The sequence below is a fragment of the Streptomyces monticola genome (genome assembly GCF_042665355.1).
In the GTDB taxonomy this organism is placed as follows: domain Bacteria; phylum Actinomycetota; class Actinomycetes; order Streptomycetales; family Streptomycetaceae; genus Streptomyces; species Streptomyces monticola.
In genome coordinates this window covers 222,418-243,674 of the sequence record NZ_JBHTCF010000003.1, presented here as the reverse complement: position 1 = coordinate 243,674, position 21,257 = coordinate 222,418, and the positions used below count along the sequence as shown (strand labels likewise).

Annotated in this window: 20 protein-coding genes; 13 read left to right on the top strand and 7 right to left on the bottom strand. The window is 72.5% G+C overall.

Annotated elements, in window-relative coordinates; genetic code table 11:
- Positions 1-777: a response regulator transcription factor gene (locus ACFQVC_RS09505; protein ID WP_381828880.1), complete on the bottom strand. Its 777-nt coding sequence runs from the start codon at positions 775-777 to the stop codon at positions 1-3.
- A 115-nt stretch (positions 778-892) separates the two neighbouring features.
- Between ACFQVC_RS09505 and ACFQVC_RS09500 the strand changes: the two genes are divergently transcribed.
- Genes ACFQVC_RS09500 through ACFQVC_RS09490 form a run of 3 tightly spaced genes read left to right on the top strand, consistent with a single transcriptional unit; the run spans position 893 to position 2,948 of the window.
- Positions 893-1,609, top strand: coding sequence for a glycosyltransferase family 2 protein (locus ACFQVC_RS09500; protein ID WP_381828878.1), 717 nt, complete (start codon positions 893-895; stop codon positions 1,607-1,609).
- A complete protein-coding gene (locus ACFQVC_RS09495; protein ID WP_381828876.1) occupies positions 1,606-2,253 on the top strand; it encodes a TIGR04282 family arsenosugar biosynthesis glycosyltransferase in 648 nt (215 codons plus the stop codon). The genes ACFQVC_RS09500 and ACFQVC_RS09495 overlap by 4 nt, the downstream gene beginning before the upstream one ends.
- Positions 2,250-2,948, top strand: a complete 699-nt coding sequence (locus ACFQVC_RS09490) for a class I SAM-dependent methyltransferase (RefSeq protein ID WP_381828874.1) — start codon at positions 2,250-2,252, stop codon at positions 2,946-2,948. Before ACFQVC_RS09495 ends, ACFQVC_RS09490 begins: the two co-directional genes overlap by 4 nt.
- A 41-nt stretch (positions 2,949-2,989) precedes the next feature.
- On the opposite strand, the gene ACFQVC_RS09485 is transcribed toward ACFQVC_RS09490, so the two are convergent.
- Positions 2,990-3,427 (bottom strand): hypothetical protein, encoded by a 438-nt coding sequence (locus tag ACFQVC_RS09485; protein WP_381829520.1) that lies wholly within the window; start codon positions 3,425-3,427, stop codon positions 2,990-2,992.
- Between the two features lie 110 nt (positions 3,428-3,537).
- Positions 3,538-4,698, bottom strand: coding sequence for a molybdopterin-dependent oxidoreductase (locus tag ACFQVC_RS09480; protein WP_381828872.1), 1,161 nt, complete (start codon positions 4,696-4,698; stop codon positions 3,538-3,540).
- Between the two features lie 326 nt (positions 4,699-5,024).
- Here ACFQVC_RS09480 and ACFQVC_RS09475 point away from each other — a divergent pair, with 326 nt between their 5' ends.
- Positions 5,025-6,290 carry an LPXTG cell wall anchor domain-containing protein gene (locus ACFQVC_RS09475; protein WP_381828870.1) on the top strand — a complete coding sequence of 422 codons (1,266 nt, stop codon included), beginning with the start codon at positions 5,025-5,027 and terminating at the stop codon, positions 6,288-6,290.
- 160 nt (positions 6,291-6,450) lie between these two features.
- On the top strand, positions 6,451-7,311 hold the full coding sequence (locus ACFQVC_RS09470) for an alpha/beta fold hydrolase (RefSeq protein WP_381828868.1): 861 nt from the start codon (positions 6,451-6,453) through the stop codon (positions 7,309-7,311).
- 32 nt (positions 7,312-7,343) lie between these two features.
- On the opposite strand, the gene ACFQVC_RS09465 is transcribed toward ACFQVC_RS09470, so the two are convergent.
- Positions 7,344-7,799 (bottom strand): MarR family winged helix-turn-helix transcriptional regulator, encoded by a 456-nt coding sequence (locus tag ACFQVC_RS09465; RefSeq protein WP_381828866.1) that lies wholly within the window; start codon positions 7,797-7,799, stop codon positions 7,344-7,346.
- Positions 7,800-7,992: 193 nt separating this feature from the next.
- Between ACFQVC_RS09465 and ACFQVC_RS09460 the strand changes: the two genes are divergently transcribed.
- From ACFQVC_RS09460 to ACFQVC_RS09445, 4 genes are all read left to right on the top strand, one after another.
- Positions 7,993-9,585, top strand: coding sequence for an MFS transporter (locus tag ACFQVC_RS09460; protein ID WP_381828864.1), 1,593 nt, complete (start codon positions 7,993-7,995; stop codon positions 9,583-9,585).
- Entirely contained in the window at positions 9,582-10,397 is an 816-nt protein-coding gene (locus tag ACFQVC_RS09455) for an SDR family NAD(P)-dependent oxidoreductase (protein WP_381828862.1), read from the top strand. The genes ACFQVC_RS09460 and ACFQVC_RS09455 overlap by 4 nt, the downstream gene beginning before the upstream one ends.
- Before the next feature lie 95 nt (positions 10,398-10,492).
- Entirely contained in the window at positions 10,493-12,346 is a 1,854-nt protein-coding gene (locus ACFQVC_RS09450) for a flavin-containing monooxygenase (RefSeq protein WP_381828860.1), read from the top strand.
- Positions 12,346-13,974 carry a hypothetical protein gene (locus ACFQVC_RS09445; RefSeq protein WP_381828858.1) on the top strand — a complete coding sequence of 543 codons (1,629 nt, stop codon included), beginning with the start codon at positions 12,346-12,348 and terminating at the stop codon, positions 13,972-13,974. Before ACFQVC_RS09450 ends, ACFQVC_RS09445 begins: the two co-directional genes overlap by 1 nt.
- Positions 13,975-13,990: 16 nt before the next feature.
- Here ACFQVC_RS09445 and ACFQVC_RS09440 read toward each other — a convergent pair whose 3' ends face one another.
- The gene (locus tag ACFQVC_RS09440; RefSeq protein ID WP_381828856.1) at positions 13,991-14,509 is read right to left on the bottom strand and encodes a hypothetical protein; all 519 of its coding nucleotides are present in this window, start codon (positions 14,507-14,509) and stop codon (positions 13,991-13,993) included.
- 354 nt (positions 14,510-14,863) lie between these two features.
- Between ACFQVC_RS09440 and ACFQVC_RS09435 the strand changes: the two genes are divergently transcribed.
- Positions 14,864-16,303, top strand: coding sequence for a glycosyltransferase family 87 protein (locus ACFQVC_RS09435; RefSeq protein ID WP_381828854.1), 1,440 nt, complete (start codon positions 14,864-14,866; stop codon positions 16,301-16,303).
- 50 nt (positions 16,304-16,353) lie between these two features.
- On the opposite strand, the gene ACFQVC_RS09430 is transcribed toward ACFQVC_RS09435, so the two are convergent.
- A complete protein-coding gene (locus ACFQVC_RS09430) occupies positions 16,354-17,934 on the bottom strand; it encodes a class I adenylate-forming enzyme family protein (RefSeq protein ID WP_381828852.1) in 1,581 nt (526 codons plus the stop codon).
- A gap of 337 nt (positions 17,935-18,271) precedes the next feature.
- Here ACFQVC_RS09430 and ACFQVC_RS09425 point away from each other — a divergent pair, with 337 nt between their 5' ends.
- The 3 genes from ACFQVC_RS09425 to ACFQVC_RS09415 all read left to right on the top strand — a co-directional run bounded on the left by ACFQVC_RS09425 (position 18,272) and on the right by ACFQVC_RS09415 (position 20,561).
- Positions 18,272-19,438 carry a hypothetical protein gene (locus tag ACFQVC_RS09425; protein ID WP_381828850.1) on the top strand — a complete coding sequence of 389 codons (1,167 nt, stop codon included), beginning with the start codon at positions 18,272-18,274 and terminating at the stop codon, positions 19,436-19,438.
- A gap of 119 nt (positions 19,439-19,557) precedes the next feature.
- Positions 19,558-19,773, top strand: a complete 216-nt coding sequence (locus ACFQVC_RS09420) for a hypothetical protein (protein ID WP_381828848.1) — start codon at positions 19,558-19,560, stop codon at positions 19,771-19,773.
- Between the two features lie 77 nt (positions 19,774-19,850).
- Positions 19,851-20,561 carry a ribonuclease H family protein gene (locus ACFQVC_RS09415; RefSeq protein WP_381828846.1) on the top strand — a complete coding sequence of 237 codons (711 nt, stop codon included), beginning with the start codon at positions 19,851-19,853 and terminating at the stop codon, positions 20,559-20,561.
- A gap of 47 nt (positions 20,562-20,608) precedes the next feature.
- Here ACFQVC_RS09415 and ACFQVC_RS09410 read toward each other — a convergent pair whose 3' ends face one another.
- On the bottom strand, positions 20,609-20,878 hold the full coding sequence (locus ACFQVC_RS09410; protein ID WP_381828844.1) for a hypothetical protein: 270 nt from the start codon (positions 20,876-20,878) through the stop codon (positions 20,609-20,611).
- Positions 20,879-21,257 lie beyond the last annotated feature (379 nt).

The window sequence follows — 21,257 nt, the reverse complement described above, 5'->3', positions numbered from 1 at the left end:
TCAGTTCCGCCCGCCTTCCGGGGCTTGCGGGGCTTCCGGGCCTCGTGCCTGGCCCGCCTCACCTGCCGCCGCAGAGGCGTCCGCATCCCCCTCCGGTGCCCCGGGATCGAAGCGATAGCCCGCGCCCCACACCGTCCGGATCAGCCGCGGCCGGGCCGGATCGTCCTCGATCTTGCCGCGCAGGCGCCGTACATGGACCGTGACGGTGGACAGGTCGCCGAAGTCCCAGCCCCACACCTGCTGCATCAACTGCTCGCGGTCGCAGACCTGCCCTGGGTGGCGCAGGAAGAACGCGAGCAGATCGAACTCGCGCAGTGTCAGGGCGAGCGGCCTGCCGTCCTTGGCGGCGCGGCGCGCGGCCGGTTCGAGTTCGAGGCCCGCGGCCCGCAGCCGCGCACCCGGCTGCGGCGCGAGCGTGGCGCGGCGCAGCACCGACGCGACCCGGAGCACCAGTTCCCGTGGGCTGAAGGGCTTGGTGACGTAGTCGTCCGCCCCCACCTCGAGGCCGAGGATGCGTTCCTCCTCGTCGCTGCGGGCCGTCAGCATGATCACGGGAACGGGGCCCTGGGCCCGCAGCTCGCGGCAGACCTCAAGGCCGTCCATGCCCGGCAGCATCAGGTCGAGGACGACCAGATCGGGCCGGTGCCCGGCGGCGGCCCGGAGCGCGGCGGGGCCGTCGGCCGCGCGGGACACGGCGAATCCGGCGCGCTCCAGATAGCCCGCGACCACCTCGGACACCGTGGGGTCGTCGTCCACGACCAGGATGTGCTGCTGCATGCTCCCAGCCTCGCACCACACGGCCGGGCCTGCGGGGGTCACGGCGGGCGGCGGGCGGCGACGTCCGCGTTTCGTAAGGTCTCCAGATCCGATATATCCGATTCGGATTCGTACGGTGAAAGCCGTGACCGATGCGAATTCCACGGCCCCCGGAGCCGCGAACCCGGTGGATGTCGTCCTTCCCTGCCTCGACGAGGCCGAGGCGCTGCCCTGGGTGCTGCGCCGGATTCCGCCCGGCTGGCGGGCGATCGTCGTCGACAACGGCTCGTCCGACGGCTCCCCTGGGCTGGCCCGCTCCCTGGGCGCCACGGTGGTGACCGAACGGCGCCGCGGCTTCGGGGCCGCGTGCCATACGGGCCTGCGCGCGGCGAGTGCCGACATCGTCTGCTTCTGTGACTGCGACGCCTCGCTCGACCCCGGGCTTCTGGTGCCGTTCGTCCGTCAAGTGGCGGACGGCGAAGCCGACTTGGTGCTCGGACGGCGCCGCCCGCAGGGCCACGGGGCCTGGCCCGCGCACGCCAGGGCGGGAAATCTGGCCCTCGCCCGGATGCTGCGCCACCGTACCGGCCTGCGCCTTCGGGACCTGGGCCCGATGCGGGCCGCACGCCGCGAGCCGCTGCTCGCCCTCGGCCTCACCGACCGGCGCAGCGGCTACCCGCTGCAGATGGTGGTGCGCGCCGCCGACGCCGGCTGGCGGGTGGCGGAGCGGGACGTCCCGTATCTGCCCCGCTCCGGGAAGTCGAAGGTCACCGGTACCTGGCGCGGCACCTGGCAGACGGTGCGCGACATGCGCCGCGTCCTGTCCGAGCCGCCGCTGGAGGTGCTCCGGTGAGGCCGCCGTGCGGGACATGCCCCGCGTCGCTCCTTGTGATCGCCAAGGAGCCGGTGCCCGGACGTGTGAAGACCCGGCTCGTGCCGCCGTTCAGTCCGCAGGAGGCCGCCCGGCTCGCCGGGGCCGCGCTCGCCGACACTCTGGAGACGGTGCTCGCCACCCCGGCCGACCGCCATGTGCTGGTGCTCGCGGGGGCGCCGGGACCCTGGCTGCCGGCCGGCTTCGAGGTGTGGCCGCAAGGGGCGGGCGGGCTCGACGAACGTCTGGCCGCGGCATTCGCCGCGTGCACGGGACCGACGCTCCTGATCGGCATGGACACCCCGCAGGTGACGCCCGGACTCCTCGCCCGTGGCCTTGAGTTCGCGGACTGCGGCGCCTGGTTCGGGCCCGCCGCGGACGGTGGCTTCTGGGCCCTAGGGCTCGCCGCACCGGATCCGGAGCTGGTGCGCGGCGTGCCCATGTCCGTCCCCGGGACCGGCGCCTGCCAGCGGGCCAGGCTCACCGCGGCCGGGCTCGTCGTGCGCGACCTGCCGGTGCTGCGCGACGTCGACACCGCCGACGACGCGCGGACGGTGGCGGCCCTCGCCCCCCGTACCCGGTTCGCGGCCGAGCACCGGGCCATCGGCGGGGTGGGCGCGCGATGACGGGCAGCGTGACGCAGCCGGGTGCGGCGCAGGCGGGCGCGGCGCAGTCCCTAGGGGCGCGGCGCGCCTGGCGGGCCGATCCGTACACCGATGCCCTGCGGACCGGGCGCGGCCCGCTGTTCCTGCGGCGCGGCGACGGCTGGCTGCTGCCTCTTGAAGTGGAGCGCTGGTGTGCGACGCCGGACCACGCCGACTCGACCGTGCTCGCGCGCTGCGAAGGGCCGGTCCTCGATGTCGGCTGCGGACCCGGGCGCCTGGTCGCTGCCCTCGCCGCACTCGGCCACCCCACCCTCGGTATCGACGTGAGCCAGGAGGCCGTGGACCGTACCGTGCGCCAGGGCGGCAGCGCGCTGTGCCGGTCCGTCTTCGAGCCGCTGCCCGGTGAGGGCCGCTGGCGTACGGTCCTCATGATCGACGGGAATATCGGCATCGGCGGCGAGCCCGCCGTGCTCCTGGCGCGGGGCGCCGAACTCGCGGGCCGCGACGGCACGTTGATCGTGGAGGCGGCGGCCGAGGAGGTCGACGAACGCGTGGAGGTACGCGTCGACGACGGCCGTGGCGCACGGGGCGCGGCCTTCCCCTGGGCCCGGGTCGGCACCCGCGCCCTGCTCGCGTACGCCGACGGCACGGGGTGGCGGGCCGCAGGGCGCTGGCGGGCGGGGGAGCGGCGGTTCGTTCAGCTGCGCCGCTGCTGACGCGGCTGCGGCTGCCGCTCCTGCCGTTACCGCTGCTGCCCTTACCGCTCCTGCTGTTGCTGTTGCCGCTGCCTCAGCCGACGTGCGTGCCGTCGTGAGCGTGCCCTCGTGAACAGCAGGTACGCGCCCGTGCCCCCCGCCGTCGCCGCGAGGAGCAGCAGCCAGTTGCGCACGTAATCAAGGGGCAGCACCGAGGAGTTGGCGGGCGTGCCGGGCCGCAGCAGCACGGGCAGCGCCACCAGGGTCAGGCACCCCGCGACGATCAGCGCGCCGCGCACCGGAGCCCGGCCGGTGCGGAGGCCGCCCAGGAGCACGCCGGCTCCCAGGACCAGCGGGGCGAGCAGGCCGTCGTGCAGGACCACCGCACCGGCCAGCCACACGAGGACGTCCAGGGGATCGCGCAGACCGGCCACAAGCCAGGCGCCGACGCCCATCAGGGCGGCACCGGCCGCGCCGACCGCGTGCCGCACGGTGACCATGTCCTTCACGGCACTCCTCACGGTTTTCGCCACGGTTCCTGTCGCGGATTTCGTCGCGGATTTCGCCATGGCCATCCTGGTGGTCACGGCGGTATGGATCCCGGATCTCCTCACAGCACCTCCAGGCCGCTGACCCATTTCGTCTGCCAGACCCCCGGGCGGTTCGGCGCGATGATGCGGGCCGGATAACCGTGGTCGGCGGACAGGACATGGCCGTTGAGCCGCAGCGCGAGCAGGGTCAGCGGATCGCCGGCGTAGGCGGCGCCCATCTCCATCACCCGGTAGGCGCCGCGCCGTTCAAGGGAAACCACTCGCACGCGCGCGTGGGGCCCGGCACCGGCGCGCTCCAGGAGGTCCCGTACCCGCACCCCCGTCCAGCGCGCGGACTTGCTCCATCCCTCCACGCAGGCGATCGGCAACTCCGTCTCGTACTGCGGCAGGGCGCGCAGCTCGTCGTAGGTGAGGGAGTAGGACCGCGGCCCTTCGACCGTCAGGCGCCAGTCGGCCGGCACGGCCGTCACCCCGGCCGCCGCGGCGGTGCGGTTCACCGGCAGGCCTTGCGAACCGTGGTCCGGGTGGCGTGGCGCGAGCAGATCGAGCTTCTTGAGCGGGGTGAAGGACTGTCCCGCGGTGGTGAGTGTCACCGCGCCGACCGCGGCGGCGACCCCGGTCAGCAGGGCCCGCCGGTCGGGTCCGTCCGCGGCGGGCAGTTCCCGCGTACCGGACGAGCCGCGGCCCCAATGCGCCGCGATCGTGGGCCACTTGACGGCGATATGCAGGACCAGGGCCCCCGCGAGCAGCCATGCGACGGCGAAGTGCGCGGGCACGAAGGAGAACGGCCACGGATACCACTGCACGGTGTTGAGCAGCCCGGTGAACAGTTCGAAGACCGTGGCGGCCACCAGCACGCCGACCGAGAGGCGCTCCAGGGCATGCCGCACCGAGCGCACCGCCGGCCACACGAAGAGCCGCGGATACACGGCCCACAACTTCGCGAGGAGCAGCGGGACCGCCGCGATGCCACTGGCCACATGCAGGCCCTGGGTGACGCGGTAACCCCACACCGGCCGGCTGGGCAGCGCGTCGGCGAGCCAGTCGGGCGGCCGCTGCAGATAGTGGCTCAGCACACCGGTGACGAAGCACAGGGCGATGGCCGCGCCGAGCAGCCGGCCTAGGGACACCGCGGTGCGGGCGTCGTGCAGCCGGCCCCTGAAGGACGGCCCGCGGGAAGCCCGGGGCGGCGGCGATTCGCGTGGGTCCATACCGTCCATCACACCGCCCGCGGGGCGCCTTCGGGGCCTGCGACTCCTTACGGAACGCGGACGTCGGGAGCGGCGGCAAGGGAGCCCGGCGGGCGCGGTGGCCACGGCCTATGGCATATGTCACAGAAGAAAGGAAGGCATCGTGGGCAACTGCTCTGATCTATGCCGCTTTAGGCCTGGGAAGTCCAATCAAAGTCGGCCATCGAAGCCCATCAGCCATCACCAGCCGCTGTAAATCAGCCATAAGCTCACCGGCACTTGAGCCGCACCCGCCCGCCGTGGCGCGGCTGTTCGTCCCGTACCCCGACTGATGTCTCCGACTCGGAAGGCCCCCAGTGAAGCTTCGCCGTACCCTCACGGTGGCCGTCGCCGCCGCCGTGGCCACGCCGCTCGCGCTGACCGCCGCCGCTCCCGCCGTCGCCGCCACGGCGCGCATACAGGACCAGCCCACGTACGCGGAGCTGGAGAAGGCGGCGGCCGACGCGGACAAGGCCTACAAGAAGGCGGCCGCCGCCGAGGAGCAGGGCCGCAAGGACGTCGAGGCCGAGATGGCGGCCCTGGACTCCGACACGCACCCGCTCAAGGCGGCCTCGCTCGCCGCGGACAAGGCGGCCAAGGAGGCGGCCGAGGCACGGACCGCCGCCGAACAGGCCGTCACGGACGCCGAGGCCGCGCTCGAAGCGGCCACGACCGAGGCCGAGAAGGCCGCGGCGCAGAAGGCTCTGGACGAGGCCGAGGCCGCACGGGACAAGGCCGTCGAGGCCGAGCGGGAGGCCAAGGAGAAGGCGAAGGCGGCGCGGACCGCACTCGACGACGCCCGGGTCGCGGCGCTCCGCAAGTACAACCTGGTCAAGGAAGCCCGCAAGAAGGCCCTCGCGGCCAAGGAGGCGGCGGACACGGCACTCGCCGAGGCCAAGAAGTGCGTGCGCGAGAACGGGCTCACCTCGCGTGCGGTCGGCCTGCCGTCGAAGGTCGTCGCCGGCACCACCGTCGACTTCACCCTCCGGGTGACCAACGGCACCGAGCGCACCGTGAGCGTGGACCCGCTGGTCTTCGTCAACGCGCAGGGCGGACAGCAGGAACTCCTGAAGACACAGTGGTACGACGGCTCCGGCTGGCAGACCCTCAAGGGCGACGAACCCGAGCACCTGGACCGCATCGAGACCATGAAGCCGGACGCGCGCACCGACCTGAAGCTGCGCCTGAAGGTGGCTGCCAAGGCCAAGTCCGGTGACGCCCTGGCCCTGTTCGCCGCCGACGCCTTCGACGCGTACAAGCCCTGCGTCCTCGGTGTGATGGCCCGCTACGACTTCAAGCTGCTGCCCGCCGGCAGCAAGCCCGGCGACGTCGACGACGCCGAGCCCGGCAAGCCGGCCGAGAACGACGACCAGCGGCCCGGTGCCGCGAAGCCCGGCTCGGGCACGTCGGCGCAGGGCGGTTCGTCGAAGCAGCCCGCGGCCGCGGGTGCCGAGGCCGAGGGCGACCTCGCCACGACCGGCTCGTCAGGCGTGACCCCGATCGCCCTCGCGGGCGCCGCCGCCGTGGCACTCGGCGCGGGCGCGGTCTTCGTCGTACGCCGCCGCAAGGCCACCGACAACTGAGCAGATCCGGTCGGTTCTCCGGCCGGTTCACGGAAGTCCCCGTCCGCGGCGATGAGCCGCCGGGCGGGGGCTTCGTGCCGTCCGGGCGGCCGCCCTCTCCGGTGGCCGTGGCCCCGTAACTTGGTTGTCCCGCCCCCGCGCCGGTGACAGGGTCTGCGCCATGCCCACCTTCTACGCGCCCGACGGCACGCCGCTCGCCTGCCACTTGTCCGCTCGTGCGTCCGGCGGGAGCGAACCGCCTGTCGTCTGCGTGCCCGGCGGCATGCAGGACTCCGTGTACCTCGGCGATCTCGGCGGCCTCGGCGCACACCGGCGACTGGCGCTGCTCGACCTGCGCGGCACCGGCCGTTCGGGGACGCCGCGGGATGCCGCCTCGTACCGCTGTGACCGCCTCGTCGACGACGTGGAGGCGCTGCGTGCGCACATCGGCCTGGAGACGATGGATCTGCTCGCGCACAGCGGGGGCGCGAATGTGGCCGTGCAGTACGCGGCCCGGCACCCCGAGCGCGTCGGCAGGCTCGCCCTGATCACACCGAGCACCAGGGCCGTCGGGATCGAGATCACCGGCGACGTCCGGCGCGAAACGGTGGAGCTGCGCCGGGACGAGCCATGGTTCGCGGAAGCGTCCGCCGCCCTGCGGAGCATCGTCGCGGGCGAGGCGACCGACGAACACTGGCAGGCCATCGCGCCCTTCTACTACGGCCGTTGGGACGCCGCGGCCCGGGCCCATCACGCCGCCGAGGACGAGCAGCGCAACCACGAGGCGCTGGCCGCCTTCGGCGCGGACGGCGCGTTCGACCCCGACACCACCCGCTCCGCGCTCGGGCGGCTCGATGCGCCGGTGCTGCTGCTCGCCGGTGAGGTCGACCTGGCCGCCCCGCCGTCCACGACCGCCGAGTTCGGCAAGCTGTTCCCGAACTCCGAGTCCGCCGCGGTCGTCGTGCAGCCCGGCGCTGGCCACTTCCCGTGGCTGGACGACCCCGGCCATTTCGCGGCGACCGTCGGGGCGTTCCTGGCCTGACCGCCGGGCCCGCCCCACCGGGAAACAGGGCGTCAGGGGCGGGGCCAGGGCCTCCCGTCGAGCCGCTCGATGTCGCGGTTGAAGCGGTTGAGGATGGCGGCGAATTCGGCCACTTCGTCGGGCGTCCAGTCGGAGAGGACCTTCTCCAGGCCGCTGATGTTCGTGGCCCGGTCGGCGTCGAGGCTCGCCTCGCCGTCGGCGGTGATACGGAACTTGCGGGCCATCCCGCCCTCCGGGTCCGGGATCCGCTCGACCAGTCCGGCGCGCAGCATGGCCGCGGTCTGCCGGTTCAGGGTGGAGGTGTCCAGGCCGAAGGCCTCCCTGAGCTGCCCGATGGACATCGGGCCGTCCATCTGGAGCCGGCTGAGCAGGACATAGGCGCTGCGGTCCAGCTGCCAGCCGTCCCTGCGGGAGCGGGTGTTGAGAAGGATCCCGTGCCGCCCGAGCAGCATGGTCTCGAACTCGATCAGGTGCGTGGGCTTGTCCATGCTGGGGCGTCCTTCCCGGCGCGGGGCGCACCGTGAACTGCGGCTTTCTGCTGCCGGTATACCACGGCCGATATGCACCATGCATCTATTGTGCATGATGCATATCGCCTGTACGGTCCATGACCATCGCCGCGAAACCGGTGGCACGGCCGGTGTGAGATGCCGCAACTCGTGTGAGACGTAAGGGAGATGCATGGCCGCCCCCGACCATGGCGCCGAGCGCGGCCGTGACCCCGCCCCCGGCCCCGGCCCCGAGCAGCGTCCGGGGCCGATCATCGGTGTCCTCGCCCTCGGGGGCATCCTGGCCGCGGTCATGCAGACCCTCGTGGTGCCGCTCATCGGCGATCTGCCGCGGATCTTCAACACCTCGGCCTCGAACGCGTCCTGGGTGGTGACGGCCACGCTGCTGTCCGCCGCCGTGACCACGCCGATCGCGGGCCGTCTCGGCGATCTCCACGGCAAGCGGCGGATGCTGCTCGTCTCCACGGTGCCGCTGACCGCGGGTTCGGTCGTCGCCGCCGTGGCCACCGAACTGCCCACGATGATCGCCGGTCGTGGACTGCAGGGCATGGGCATGGGCGTGGTCCCGCTCGGTATCAGCGCCCTGCGGGATCTGCTGCCGCCCGAGCGGCTCGGCACAGCCATCGCGCTGATCAGCGCCTCACTCGGGATCGGCGGGGCGCTCGGCCTTCCGTTCGCCTCGGCCATCGCCGAATACGGCAGCTGGAGAACGCTGTTCTGGGTGACCGCGGGGCTCAGCCTGCTCGTCGCGGTGCTGATCAAGCTGATCGTGCCGGCCGCGGAACCGCCGCACCGGACCGGCCGGCGTTTCGACCACGTCGGTGCCGTGGGCCTCGGCGCCGCCCTGGTGGCCCTGCTGCTGGCCGTGTCCAAGGGCGCCGACTGGGGCTGGGGCAGTGCAGCCACCCTCGGCCTGTCCGCGGCCGCGGTACTCGTACTGCTGCTCTGGGGGTGGTGGGAACTGCGCCACCACGAGCCGATGGTGGATCTGCGCGCCACCGCACGGCCCCAGGTGCTGCTGACCAACGCCGCGTCCATAGTGGTCGGTTTCGCGATGTACGCCTCGGCCCTGATCGTGCCGCAGCTCATGCAGCTGCCCGAGGAGACCGGGTACGGCCTGGGCAGGTCGATGATGGAGATGGGCCTCCTGATGGCCCCGGCGGGCCTGATGATGATGCTCGTCGCACCCGTGGGCGGGAGGCTGACGACGACGTCGGGGCCGAAGGTCACCCTGTTCCTCGGCGGCGTCGTCATCGCCGCCGGTTACGGCCTCTCGCTGTTCCTCATGGACGCCGCGTGGACCCTGGTGCTCGCGATGTGCGTCGTCAACGGAGGCGTCGGCCTCGCCTATGGCGCGATGCCCGCGCTGATCATGAGCGCGGTGCCGCAGTCCAGGACCGCGGCGGCCAACAGCTTCAACACCCTGATGCGTTCCATCGGCACCTCGGTCTCGGCGGCCGTGGTCGGGGCGGTCATGTCCCAGATGACCGTGACCACGGGCGGATTCACGCTGCCCACCGAGGACGCCTTCCGTACCGGCATGCTGATCGGCTGCGGCGTCGCCGTCGTCGCCGCCCTCATCACGCTGACCATTCCCTACCGGAAGCCCGATGAGCATCCCGCGGCTACGCCCCTGACCCAGACCAGTCCCAGCACCAGTCCCAGCACCAGTCCCAGTGCCAGCTCCGGTCCCAGTGCCAGCTCCGGTCCCAGCCCCAGCTCCAGCCCCACGTCACCTGTCTCCCAAGAGAAGAGCACCTCATGAGCAGCGGTACCAGTGCCAATACCAATACCAATGCGAACACGAGCGCCGGTCACCGTGACTTCGCCGGCCGCAGCGTCATCGTCACCGGCGCGGGCTCCGGTATCGGCCGGGCCGGCGCACTCGCCTTCGCCGAGCGGGGCGCCAAGGTCGTGGTGGCCGACCTGAACGCCGAGAGCGCCGCCAAGGTGACGGCCGAGATCGAGCAGGGCGGCGGCGCGGCCGTGACCGTCGTCGGCGACCTGAGCGAACAGAGCGTCGTCGACCGGGTCACGGCCACCGCCGTGGAAACGTTCGGCCGCATCGACGTCCTCGTCAACAACGCCGGAATCATGGACACCATGTCCGCAACGGCCGATGTGACGGACGCCGAATGGGAACGGCTGATACGGATCAACCTCACCGCCCCGTTCCTGCTCACCCGGGCCGTCGTCCCGCACATGCTCGAAGCGGGCAGCGGCGCCATCGTGTTCACGGCCTCCGAGGCCGCACTGCGCGGCAGCGCCGCGGGCGCCGCCTACACCGTGTCCAAGCACGGCATCGTGGGTCTGACCAAGAACCTCGCGATCACCTACCGCCGGCACGGCATCCGCACCAACGCCATCGCCCCCGGCGGCACGATCACCAATATCCGCCTCGACGTCGACTGGGACGCGCTCGGCCCGCAGGCTCTACGCCCGTACATGGCGGCCAACGTCGGGGAGCCGGCCGCGGCAGAGACACAGGCCGCCGCCATCGTGTTCCTCGCCTCGGACGCCGCGGCCAACATCAACGGCGCCATCCTGCCCGTGGACAACGGCTGGTCCGCCGTCTGACCCCACGGCCCCCGCGCCCTCCGCGGCCCCGCACCCCCGCCTCGCGCCGAGCGACCCCGCCTGCGCCCCTCACCAGGACAGCAGAGAGGACCCGCATGTCCGCCCCCCAGCAGCCGTCCACGCCCTCGCCCGCGTCCGCACCGTCGGAGCCGGGCGGACCCGACCCGGCCGCGCTCGGCCTCGACATCGAGGCGCTGCGCGAGCGGTACCGGGCCGAGCGCGACCGCAGGATCCGTCCCGAAGGCAACCGCCAGTACCGCCGCACCACCGGCGAGTTCGGCACGTACGCCGAGGATCCGTACACCGGACCCGCACCCGCCCGCGAACCCCTGCACGACCGGGTCGAAGTGGCCGTCATCGGCGGCGGGTTTGGCGGTCTGCTCACCGGGGCACGCCTTCGCCAGGCAGGTGTGGCGGACATCCGGATCATCGAGAAGGGCGGGGACTTCGGCGGCACCTGGTACTGGAACCGCTACCCGGGGATCCAGTGCGACATCGAGTCGTACGTCTACCTGCCGCTCCTGGAGGAACTCGGCTACGTACCGAAGTGGAAGTACGCGCCGGGTGAGGAGATCCGGCAGCACGCGCGGGCCGTCGCCCGCCACTTCGACCTCTACCGCGACGCCTGCTTCCAGACCCAGGCCACCGAACTGCGCTGGGACGAGGGCGAGTCGGAGTGGATCGTCGCCACCGACCGCGGCGACCGGATGCGCGCCCGGCACGTGGTGGTGGCGAGCGGTGTGCTCAGCCAGTCCAAACTCCCCGGCATCCCCGGCATCGAGTCCTTCAAGGGCCATACGTTCCACACCAGTCGCTGGGACTACGGCTACACCGGCGGCGACGCGGACGGGAATCTGCACAAGCTCGCCGACAAGCGCGTCGCCGTCATCGGCACCGGAGCGACGGCCATCCAGTGCGTACCGCACCTGGGGCGCGACGCCCAGGAGCTCTATGTGTTCCAGCGCACCCCGTCCTCGGTCGACGTGCGCGGCAACCGCCCCACGGACCCGCAGTGGGCGAACTCCCTGACGCCCGGCTGGCAGCGGCGGCGCCGTGACAACTTCCTCACCCTCGTCACCGGCGGCCGGGCCGAGGAGGACCTGGTGTCCGACGGCTGGACCAGCAGCGCCCGGCTCCTGGAGAACCTCATACCGACCCGGAGCGAGGGCCATCTGCCGCCCGAGGAGCGGGAGCGCGCCGGAGAGATCGTCGACTACCAGAAGATGAACGAGATCCGTGCCCGCGTGGACGATGTCGTGGCCGACCCTGAGACGGCCGCGCTGCTCAAGCCCTGGTACCGCTACATGTGCAAGCGGCCCACGTTCAGCGATACCTACCTGGACACGTTCAACCGGCCCAACGTGACACTCGTGGACACCGCCGACCACGGGGGCGTCGAGCGCATCACCGAGAGCGCCGTCGTGGTCGGCGACACCGAGTACGAAGTCGACTGCGTCATCTTCGCCACCGGTTTCGAGGTCGGCATCTCCGGCGTCCTGTCCGGAATGCTCCCGGTGTACGGCCGCGACGGGACGCTGCTGACCGACTACTGGAAGAGCGGCCCGCGCACCCTGCACGGATTCACCAGCCACGGCTTCCCGAACCTCTTCCACCTCGGGCCGCTGCAGAACGCCAGCTCCGTGAACTTCGTGCACATCCTCGACGAACAGGCCGGGCACGTCGCGGCCGTGGTCGCCGAGGCCCGTGAACGCCGGGCCCGCTGTGTCGAGCCGAGCGCCGAGGCGGAGGCCGCCTGGATCAGCACGATCCGGGAAAAGGCCCATGACCTGTACAAGTTCCAGGCCGAGTGCACCCCCGGCTACTACAACAACGAGGGCAGGCCGAGGCCCCGCAGCGAGTCGTTCGGCGACGGCCCCATCGCCTTCCACGAACTGCTCGCGCGCTGGCGCACGGAGGGCGGCATGAACGACGTCATCAGGGAGGGCTGATGTCCCCAAGGGCCCCCCTCGGCCCCAGCCGTTACGACCCCACCGGCCGCCGCCGGCCCACCAGCGAGCGCTGGGACATCCGCCGCCTCAACCCGCCGAACCGCCTGTGGGGTTCGAACGGTGTCACCTTCGGACCCGACGGCCGCCTGTACGCCGCCCAGTTCATCGCCGGGCAGATCAGCGCCGTCGACCCCGCATCCGGAGACGTCGAGGTCGTCGTCGGCCTCGACGGCCCCGTCCAGGCCCCCGACGACCTGGCCTTCGGCGCGGACGGCTCGATGTACATCGCCGACCTGACCCCCAACCGGGTCTGGCGCCGCGACCCCGGGGGCGAGTTCAGCCTCGTCTCCGACACGGTGCAGGTGCCCAACGGCATCACCTGCGTCGGCGACCGGCTCTTCGTCAACGAGATGAAGACGGACGGCCGTCTACTGGAACTCTTCCCCGACGGCGGCGACCCGGTCGTACTCACCGGAGGACTGGCCCTGGGCAACGCCATGCAACTCGGCCCCGACGGCTGTCTGTACTACCCGCACATGATCAGTAACGAGGTCTGGCGGATCCCCGCGGACGGCGGAAGCCCCGAACTGGTCGCCGCCGGTGTGCACGACCCGGTGGCCGTGCGCTTCGACAAGGGCGGCACCCTGGTGGTCCTCTCGCGCGGCGTCGCCGGCATCGTGACCCGTATCGATCTGGCCACCGGGGTACGGACGACGGTCACCTCCGGGGTCGCGGGCCTGGACAACGCGGCCTTCGACGCGGAGAACCGGATGTACGTCTCCAGCTTCGCCAGCGGTGGTGTCACCGAGATGCACCCCGACGGCAGAACCCGGGAGATCGTGCCGCGCGGCCTCGACGGTCCCTTCGGGATCGCCGTCGACCTGGGCGGCACCGTGTACGCGGCCGACCACTACCGCCTGGCCCGCCTCACCGGCACAGGCGCGGACGAACCCGGCGGCGCCACCCACGCACTCCTGCAGTTCGCCCACGCCGTGACCGCCGACGACGGCCTCCTCCACCTCACCTCCCAGCAGGGCGAAGTACGCACCCACGACCCCCACACCGACACCACGCGGGTACGGGCCACCGGCCTGAGCGAGCCGAGCGGCCTCGCCGTGGCACCCGACGGCGCGCTCGTCGTGGCCGAGACGGGTGCGGGCCGCGTCGTACGCATCGACGCGACGGACACCCTCACCGTCCTCGCCGAAGGCCTCGACCATCCCATGGACATCGCCTTCGACGGCCGGGGACGCTGTTACGTCAGCGACGACCGGCTCGGCGCAGTACTCCAAATAGGCCCGGGAGACGGCGAGTTGACGACCCTCGCGGAAGGGCTCGGCGCGCCTCAGGGGCTCGCCGTCAGGGGCGAAGACCTGTTCACCGTCGAGGTCGCCCACCGCCGTCTGCGGGCGATCGGCCTCACCACCAGTGACAGCCGGATCGAGGCCGAGGACCTGGCGGTCGGCCTGCCTCCGGGCAGCACCCGCGCCCACCCCGAGCAGGCCCCGGCCTACACCAGCCCGCCGCACCAGTTCGCAGGCCTGGCCGTGAGCCACGACGGCACCCTGCTTCTCTCGGCCAACGGAGAGGGAACGGTTCTTCGCCTCACCGAAAGGCCCGAACGCTGAGATCCCGCGGGCCGGTTCAAGCCCGGGCCCTGGGTGCCGCGGCGGCCCGCACCTGTTCGTGCGGAGCCTGCCGCACCGGCCGGACCGGCTCCAGCGCGGCCTGCTGTGGCTGCTGTGTCTGCTGGCGCAGCTGCACCTGATGCCCCATCAGTGTGGGCCTGGTCAGCGTCAGGAACGCGTTGTCCAGGTCGAGTTGGAGACCTCGGGCCCGCGCGGCCCGCCTGCACGCGCGTATCCCCTCCAGGCTGACCACCCAGCGGGGCCGGGCCACGGCGACGACCGTATGCACATAGGGGAGGTCCGATGACAGGTCGTCGGCCTGCAGGACGACCAGGCGCCGCGGCGAGATGACCGCGGGCAGGGCGCGGGCGATGGTGCTCGACTCGGGCAGCAGCGCCACGGGGTCACCCTCGGGATGGATCAGGCCGACGGGTTCCAGATGCGGGAGGCGGTGGTGGTTGATGGCCAGCCGCCCTGCCGTGGCGGTGGCCAGCAGGTCACGGCATTCCTGTTCGGTGAGTTCCTGGTGTTCCACGCTGCGGCCCTTCGCCGGGTGCCTGCGCACGACGGACACGGACGGGTCTGGATCACATCCCTCGGGGGGCCTGCGCGACGACGCGATGCGCGGCGGAAGAGGCCCTGGGGCGCACGGCCGGAATCCCGGGCCGTGCGCGGCCGTCGTACTCGGTGGCCGAGCCACCGGGGTCCCGGGCGGCACCGAAGCGATGTAGGGACATCCTGCCCGGTCAGGGGCGTTCCTATCCTTTCTCGACAGTGCTGCGCAAGAGGTGCACCAGGCGGGCACGCCGTCCACGCGGGATCCTTACGATTCACGGACGTCACGGGTCCGCACGCCCCGTCGGCGTCGCGGCGCTGTGAAGGTGGAGAGGTGATCAACCGCCGCACCAGCTGCCGCACCGGCCCTCGCGCCGACCGCCGTACCCTCCTCGCGGGCGCCCTCGTCGCCGCCCTGACCGCCGCCTCGCTCCACACTGTCCGCTACGACGGGTTCCACGACGACCCGGCGGGTCTCTCCTGGCGGTACGCGGTCTGCTGGCTGCTGTTCGCCGGTGCGGTCTGGTCCGTGCGCCGGGTGCCGTTGCGGCAGGCGGTGGTCCTGGTGCTCGCCGGGTCGGCCGTCCTTGCGGCCACCGGCCTGGCCGCGCCCCCGCGCACCAGCACGGACGCCTACCGCTACGCCTGGGACGGCCGGGTGCAGGCGGCGGGCATCTCGCCGTACGACCATGCACCGGGCGATCCCCGACTGATGCACCTGCGCGACGACTGGCTGTTTCCGCGCGGCGCCGCCTGCGCGGGCCCCGACCGCGCCCGCGTCGGCTCCGCCGGCGGCAGCACCGTCTGCACCCGGCTCAACCGCCCGTCCGCGCAAACCATTTATCCGCCGGTCGCCGAGTCGTACTTCTACGGTGTGCAGCTGCTGTCGCCCGCCGATGCGCGCCTGAAACCGCTGCAGATCGGCGGCGCCGCCCTGTCCGTGGGCGTCACCGCCGCCCTGGTGCTCATCCTGCGCCGCCGTGGTGACCCGCGCACCGCCGCCTGCTGGGCGTGGTGCCCGGCCGTGCCGGTCGAGGCCGTGAACAACGCCCATGTCGACGTGCTCGGCGTCCTGTTCGCCGTCACCGGACTCGGCCTGGTCGCCGCGCGCCGCCGGCTCTCCGGCGGCGCCATGCTCGGCGCCGCCGTCGCCACCAAGCTGATGCCCGCCGTCGTCCTGCCGGGCGCACTCTCGGGTGTGCGGCGGGTGCGGGACGCCGCCGCGGTCCTGCTGCCCGCCGCGGCCGTCGTCGGGCTGACGTATCTCCCGTATCTGCTCGGATCGCGTGCGTCCGTACTCGGCTATCTCGGGGGATACGTCGAGGAGGAGGGCTACGAAGACGCCTCGGCCGGGGGCCGGTACGCGCTCCTGCGTCTCGTCCTGCCCGCGTCCTGGGCCCTGCCCGTCCTGCTCGTCGCCATGGCGGGCGTGTGCGCCCACGTGCTGTGGCGCGGTGACCCCGAACGTCCTTGGCGCGGCGCTCTGTTGGTGACCGGCACCGCCTTCCTGCTGCTGACCCCCGGCTACTCCTGGTACGCCCTGCTCCTGATCGCCCTGGTCGCGCTCGACGGCCGCCGGGAATGGCTCACCGTGGCCGCCGCGGGAGCCGCCAAGTACGTCACAGGCCGCGCCTTCGACGCCCCGGACACCGTGGGCACGGTGGCGTACGCGGCGGCAGCCCTGACGGTCGTGACGGCGACACTGGTACGACGACGCCGAGCGGCGGAGCCCCGGGCCGCGCGCCCGTCGGCGGCCACGCCTGCCGAGTCGTAGCTCCGCCCGCCCCGCGCCCCGCCCTGTCGCGGTGCTGCCCGGCTCTCGTCTCACCCGGTGTGCGGCCGCTCCGGCGTGCGGGCGAGCGCTCGCAGCGCCTTGCGGTCCAGTTTGCCCACGCTGGTGAGCGGCAGCTGATCCAGGACGCGCACCTCGCGCGGGTACTTGTGAGCCGCCAGATGATCCTTGGCGTACATCATCAACTCATCTTCGTCCAGGGGGTGTTCGGAGCGCAGCGCCACGAACGCCACGACCTCCTCGCCGAGGCGCGCGTCCGGGCGGCCGACGACACCGGCCGAGGCCACCTGCGGGTGGGTGACGAGGACGTCCTCCACGTCACGCGGAAAGACGTTGAAGCCGCCGCGCAGGATCAGATCCTTCTTGCGGTCCACCACATAAAGGAAACCCTCTTCGTCGAAGTGCCCGATGTCGCCGGTGTGCAGCCAGGCGTCCCGCACGGTCTGCGCGGTGAGCGAAGGCGCGTGCCAGTAACCGTGCATGACGCCCGCCGAGCGGACACAGATCTCGCCGTCCTCGCCCGCAGGCAGGGCCAGGCCCTCGTCGTCACGGATCTCGATGTCGTAGCCGGACAGCGGCTCGCCCACCGAGCCGGCCCGCACCCGGCCGGGCCGGGTGGTGGAGATCACCGAACCGGACTCCGTGCAGCCGTAGCCCTCCATGATCTCGCTGCCCGGCACCCGCCGTTCCCACTCCAGGCGCGTCTCGTACGGCAACGGGGCCGCGCCGCTGCTGACATAGCGGAGGTCGGACAGGTCGGCCTGCTCCAAGGGGTGCGCGAGCAGCATCTGGATCATGCTGGGCACGAGGGTGGTGCGCTGGATGCGGTGCTTCTGGGCGAGGTCGATCCACTCGGCGGGGTCGAACCAGCGCTGCAGCACGGCGAGATGGGGTTCGACGGCATGCCAGCCGACCAGGGTCACGATCAGTCCGTACGCATGCGACAGCGGCACCGGCACCAGGGTGCGCGTCAGCGGTTCGTGCTCCTCCGGCAGCTGTGTGGCCGTGTGGGCGGCGGCGGAGCAGGCGTGCAGATTGCGGTGGCTGAGCATGACGCCCTTGGCGCGTCCGGTGGTGCCGCCGGTGTAGAGCAGTGCCGCGAGGTCCTCGTCGCCGCGCGCCACGAGGCCGCCCGGTGCGGCGTTCTCCAGCTCGGCGAAGTCGGCGGCGTGGACGTGGCCGGGCAGCGCCGGTGCGCCCTCGGGTATGCCGTCCACCACCAGGACATGGCGCAGCTCCGGCGCGGCGGGTGCCGCGGCCGCGACGGTGGGCAGGAGTTCGGGGCTGGTGACGAGCACACGGGCACCCGAGTCGGAGAGGATGTGCCCGAGTTCGTCCGGGCTCACCAGGAACAGCACCGGCGTCACGACGGCGCCGGCCCGCCAGATGGCGCTGTAAGTGAGCGTCACCTCGGGGCAGTTGGCCATCAGGACCACCACGCGGTCGCCGGGGGCCAGGCCGATCCCGGTCAGCGCCGCGCCGACCCGGGTCGCACGCTCGTGCAGCCGCGCCGAACGGTGCACCTGACCGTCGTACACCAGCGCATCGTGATCGCCGAGGCGGGTCTGCGCGGACTCCGCGAGGACGGCCAGATTGAGGGAGTTGTCGAGCATCGTGGGCTCCTGCCTTCTCAGACCCGAGTGACCGAGGGGTACGAGTGGTCCATGGCGTGTGCGTGCGGGTGACCCATGGAGTGCGAGCGGCTGCGGGCGGGGCGGTCCGCCGCCATGGTCGCCGAACTCGGCCTGCGCGTCGAGGAGTCGTCAGGGCCCGAGTGCGGCGGGGTTGCCGTGGGGTGCGGGGGAGTGCGCGGTCGCCGGGATCGCGTAGCCGCGCTCGCTGAGGGCTCGCTGAGGGCTCGCGGAGGCGTCGGCGGCCGCCGCTGTTCGACTGCGTATAAGCTGCAGGCTTTGTTTCCTTGCAGCCCAAAAGCACCCAGGAGGGTCACCTGTGACCGTTGCGATCGTTCCGCCCGAAACGGCCGCTTCGACCGAGCCCGACGCGGAGCCCACCGACGTGGAGCCCACCGACGCGTCCTCCGAGGCGGAGCCCACGGCCGCTTCCCCGGAGGCGGAGGTCACCCTCGCGCCCTCCGAGGCGCAAGCCGGTGCCGCGTCCCCCGCCGTGGACGAGCGTGTGGCGCGCGACGCCCGTGAGTTCGGCGTCTACGCGCGGACCGGCGGCTGGACCTTCGCCCTGATGGTGGCCCGCAGCGTACGGCCCGGCGGACAGTCGGCCGGTGAGACCCCGAAGGTCTCCGCCAAGGAGTTCGGCGAGCTCGCCGGCTGCTCGCCCGAGCGCGTCATGCGCTTCTACAAGGCGTGGGACCTGGCCGCCGACGACGGCCTGGTGCCGCAGTTCGAGGCCCTCGCCCCGGGGCAGGAGATCGAGCTCCCGGACGCCGACGTATGGCTCTCCTACTACGTCTCCCGCAACAGCGCGACCTCCGTGCGCGGCACCGCCATCACCGCGGCCGCCGAGGCCGAGGGCATCCGCCCGACCAAGGCCCTTGAGGTCGCCGAGAACCCCACGGCCCTGCGCGCCGCGATCCTCGCCGACCCCGCCACCGCCCAGGCCGCCCGGCACGCGCTGCTCGACCGCGTCAAGGAGGACCCGGTCCTGCAGACCGAGCTGGCCAGGGACATCACACGTACCGACGTACTGAAGAAGGCCGTTGCCACCGAGGCCAAGGCCGCCGACCGGATCGGCTACGTCCGCCAGATCGCGGAGCAGGGCGAGCTGAAGACCCCCGCGGGCCAGAAGGTGGTCGCCCCCGCCGAGCTGCGCGAGGAGGCCGAGCGCCATCTGTCGCTGCTCGACGAGCTCGATGACTCCGAGGAGAGCGGCGAGTGGGCCACCGAGGCCTACGACACGGTCAAGGGTCTGGTCGCGCAGGCCGTCGAGGACGCCGTCGAGAGCGACCCCGAACTGCGCGTCCAGGAACGCCGGTCGAAGTTCTACAGCAGCCTGGAGAAGGCGACGAAGGTCTTCGAGGAGCTGACCCTCGACGACGCCGACGACATCTACGAGGACGACATGGTGCAGCGCCTCGAAGATCTGCAGCAGGCGATCGGCGACTGCATCAGCGCGCTCCGCAAGGCCGCCGACAGCAGCTGAACAGGCCGGGCCGGGTGCGGCGCGGACGGGCCCGCGCGGCACCGCGGGCCCGCGCGGCGCGGACCGCCCGGACCTGACGAGTGCGGAGATCGGATCCCATGAGCGGGCAGACTGGGAACATGTCCTCATCGCCTCGCCGGGCCTGCCCGGAGTGCACTCGTGAAATCGCGGTCGTGGCGGGCAGGTTGTCCCGCCACGACCCGCCGCCCGGCACCGGGCGCGCACACCTCGTGTCCTGCCCCGGATCGAAGCGGCAAGTGTCGCTCGACACGGCGCAGCGCTCCTTGGACGGCCATGTCGTGCCCGATTTCCCCGGCCAGATGCCGCTGTTCTGAACCCGGGAGGGCCGGGGCGCCGGGGGTGCCGGGTGCGGACGGCGCCGGGAGGCCACGGCGCCTGGCATGATCGAGGGATGTCAGAACGCATGATCGCGGCCTGTGACGGCGCCGCGAAGATCAACCCCGGCCCCGCGGCCTGGGCGTGGGTACTCGCCGACGGCTCCGGCCGGCCTCAGCGCTGGGAGGCGGGACCGCTCGGCGTGAACACGAACAACGTTGCCGAACTCACCGCCCTGGCCGAGCTGTTGGAGGCCACCGACCCGGCCGTACCGCTCGAGGTCCGGATGGACTCGCAGTACGCGATGAACGCGGTCACCAAGTGGATCGCAGGCTGGAAACGCAACGGCTGGCTGACCGCGAGCAAGAAGCCGGTGGCCAACAAGGAACTCGTCATCCGTATCGACGCGCTGCTCGCGGGGCGCGACGTACGGTTCACACACGTCCTGGCGCACCAGGTCGACGGTGATCCGCTCAACGCCATCGCCGACGCCGCGGCCAGCGTCGCCGCCACCGAGCAGCGGGCCGCGGGCACCTCCCACGGCACCCCTGAGATCCCGCAGCCGCGCCCGGAGACCGAGGACAAGCCGCGCGCCGCCCGTGCCCGCAAGACCTCATCGGGACGGGCTCCGCGCAGCGGTTCCGGCTCAGGGCCCGTCATCAAGGCGAAGTTCGCCGGGCGCTGCGGCCAGTGCCGGTCTCCCTACGAGGTCGGCGAGAAGATCACCAAGGTCGCCAAGGGCTGGGGCCACACGGCCTGCCGCGACGCGGAGGCGGCGTCCTCGTAGCGTCGCCCTGGAGCACCGCCGGCGCCGCTTGCTCCTGGCGCTCCCAGTTATTTCTGGCGCTCCCGGCGCACCGTCTCGTCCGGGCTCGGCGCCGGGCGGCGGGCGGCAAGGCGCCGCGCCGCCGCCCGCCCCATCAGCCAGGCGGCGACAAGCCCGGGACCGCAGTGCACGGCGAGTACGCCGACGAGCGAGGGCCCGCCCCAGTCGTCGCGGTACGTCGACGGGTCGCCCATGTCGATGACGAAGGGCTCGGCGATCGCACGGACGATCAGATACGTACCGACGACGAGGCCCAGGGCCACGAGAATCCTGCGCATCGGAAGTCCTCCGTTCAGGACCGGCCGGCGGCAGTCCGGATGTCCCGGCGCCCGGCCGTCGGATGTCCCTGCGCCCGGCCGTCCAGATGTCCCGGCGCCCGGCCGCGGAACCGGCACTTCCACGCTATGCGCTCCGCGGACGTCCGGTGTGCCCTCGACGTGCGGTGCCTGCGGGTGTGTCGTGGCAGGTCGTGGCCGTGCTCAAGGCGGAGCCGCGGGTCCCGAGACCCGCTCGGGCCCAGGGAAATCCCGTGCCGTCGACGGCTGCAGTGATCTACGATCCCGGCGGCAGCCCCTCCCGCAGGCCACTCGACCCGCAGGCCACTCGGCCCGCAGGCCACTCGGCCCGCAGGGCACTCGGCCCGCAGGGCACTCGGCC

What these genes read in the sequence shown, in the direction of transcription:
- ACFQVC_RS09505 (WP_381828880.1), bottom strand. Translation starts at nt 777, where the DNA reads ATGCAGCAGCACATCCTGGTCGTGGACGACGACCCCACGGTGTCCGAG.
- ACFQVC_RS09490 (WP_381828874.1), top strand. Translation starts at nt 2,250, where the DNA reads ATGACGGGCAGCGTGACGCAGCCGGGTGCGGCGCAGGCGGGCGCGGCG.
- ACFQVC_RS09485 (WP_381829520.1), bottom strand. Translation starts at nt 3,427, where the DNA reads ATGGTCACCGTGCGGCACGCGGTCGGCGCGGCCGGTGCCGCCCTGATG.
- ACFQVC_RS09480 (WP_381828872.1), bottom strand. Translation starts at nt 4,698, where the DNA reads ATGGACGGTATGGACCCACGCGAATCGCCGCCGCCCCGGGCTTCCCGC.
- ACFQVC_RS09470 (WP_381828868.1), top strand. Translation starts at nt 6,451, where the DNA reads ATGCCCACCTTCTACGCGCCCGACGGCACGCCGCTCGCCTGCCACTTG.
- ACFQVC_RS09465 (WP_381828866.1), bottom strand. Translation starts at nt 7,799, where the DNA reads ATGGACAAGCCCACGCACCTGATCGAGTTCGAGACCATGCTGCTCGGG.
- ACFQVC_RS09460 (WP_381828864.1), top strand. Translation starts at nt 7,993, where the DNA reads ATGGCCGCCCCCGACCATGGCGCCGAGCGCGGCCGTGACCCCGCCCCC.
- ACFQVC_RS09455 (WP_381828862.1), top strand. Translation starts at nt 9,582, where the DNA reads ATGAGCAGCGGTACCAGTGCCAATACCAATACCAATGCGAACACGAGC.
- ACFQVC_RS09450 (WP_381828860.1), top strand. Translation starts at nt 10,493, where the DNA reads ATGTCCGCCCCCCAGCAGCCGTCCACGCCCTCGCCCGCGTCCGCACCG.
- ACFQVC_RS09445 (WP_381828858.1), top strand. Translation starts at nt 12,346, where the DNA reads ATGTCCCCAAGGGCCCCCCTCGGCCCCAGCCGTTACGACCCCACCGGC.
- ACFQVC_RS09430 (WP_381828852.1), bottom strand. Translation starts at nt 17,934, where the DNA reads ATGCTCGACAACTCCCTCAATCTGGCCGTCCTCGCGGAGTCCGCGCAG.
- ACFQVC_RS09420 (WP_381828848.1), top strand. Translation starts at nt 19,558, where the DNA reads ATGTCCTCATCGCCTCGCCGGGCCTGCCCGGAGTGCACTCGTGAAATC.
- ACFQVC_RS09415 (WP_381828846.1), top strand. Translation starts at nt 19,851, where the DNA reads ATGTCAGAACGCATGATCGCGGCCTGTGACGGCGCCGCGAAGATCAAC.
- ACFQVC_RS09410 (WP_381828844.1), bottom strand. Translation starts at nt 20,878, where the DNA reads ATGCGCAGGATTCTCGTGGCCCTGGGCCTCGTCGTCGGTACGTATCTG.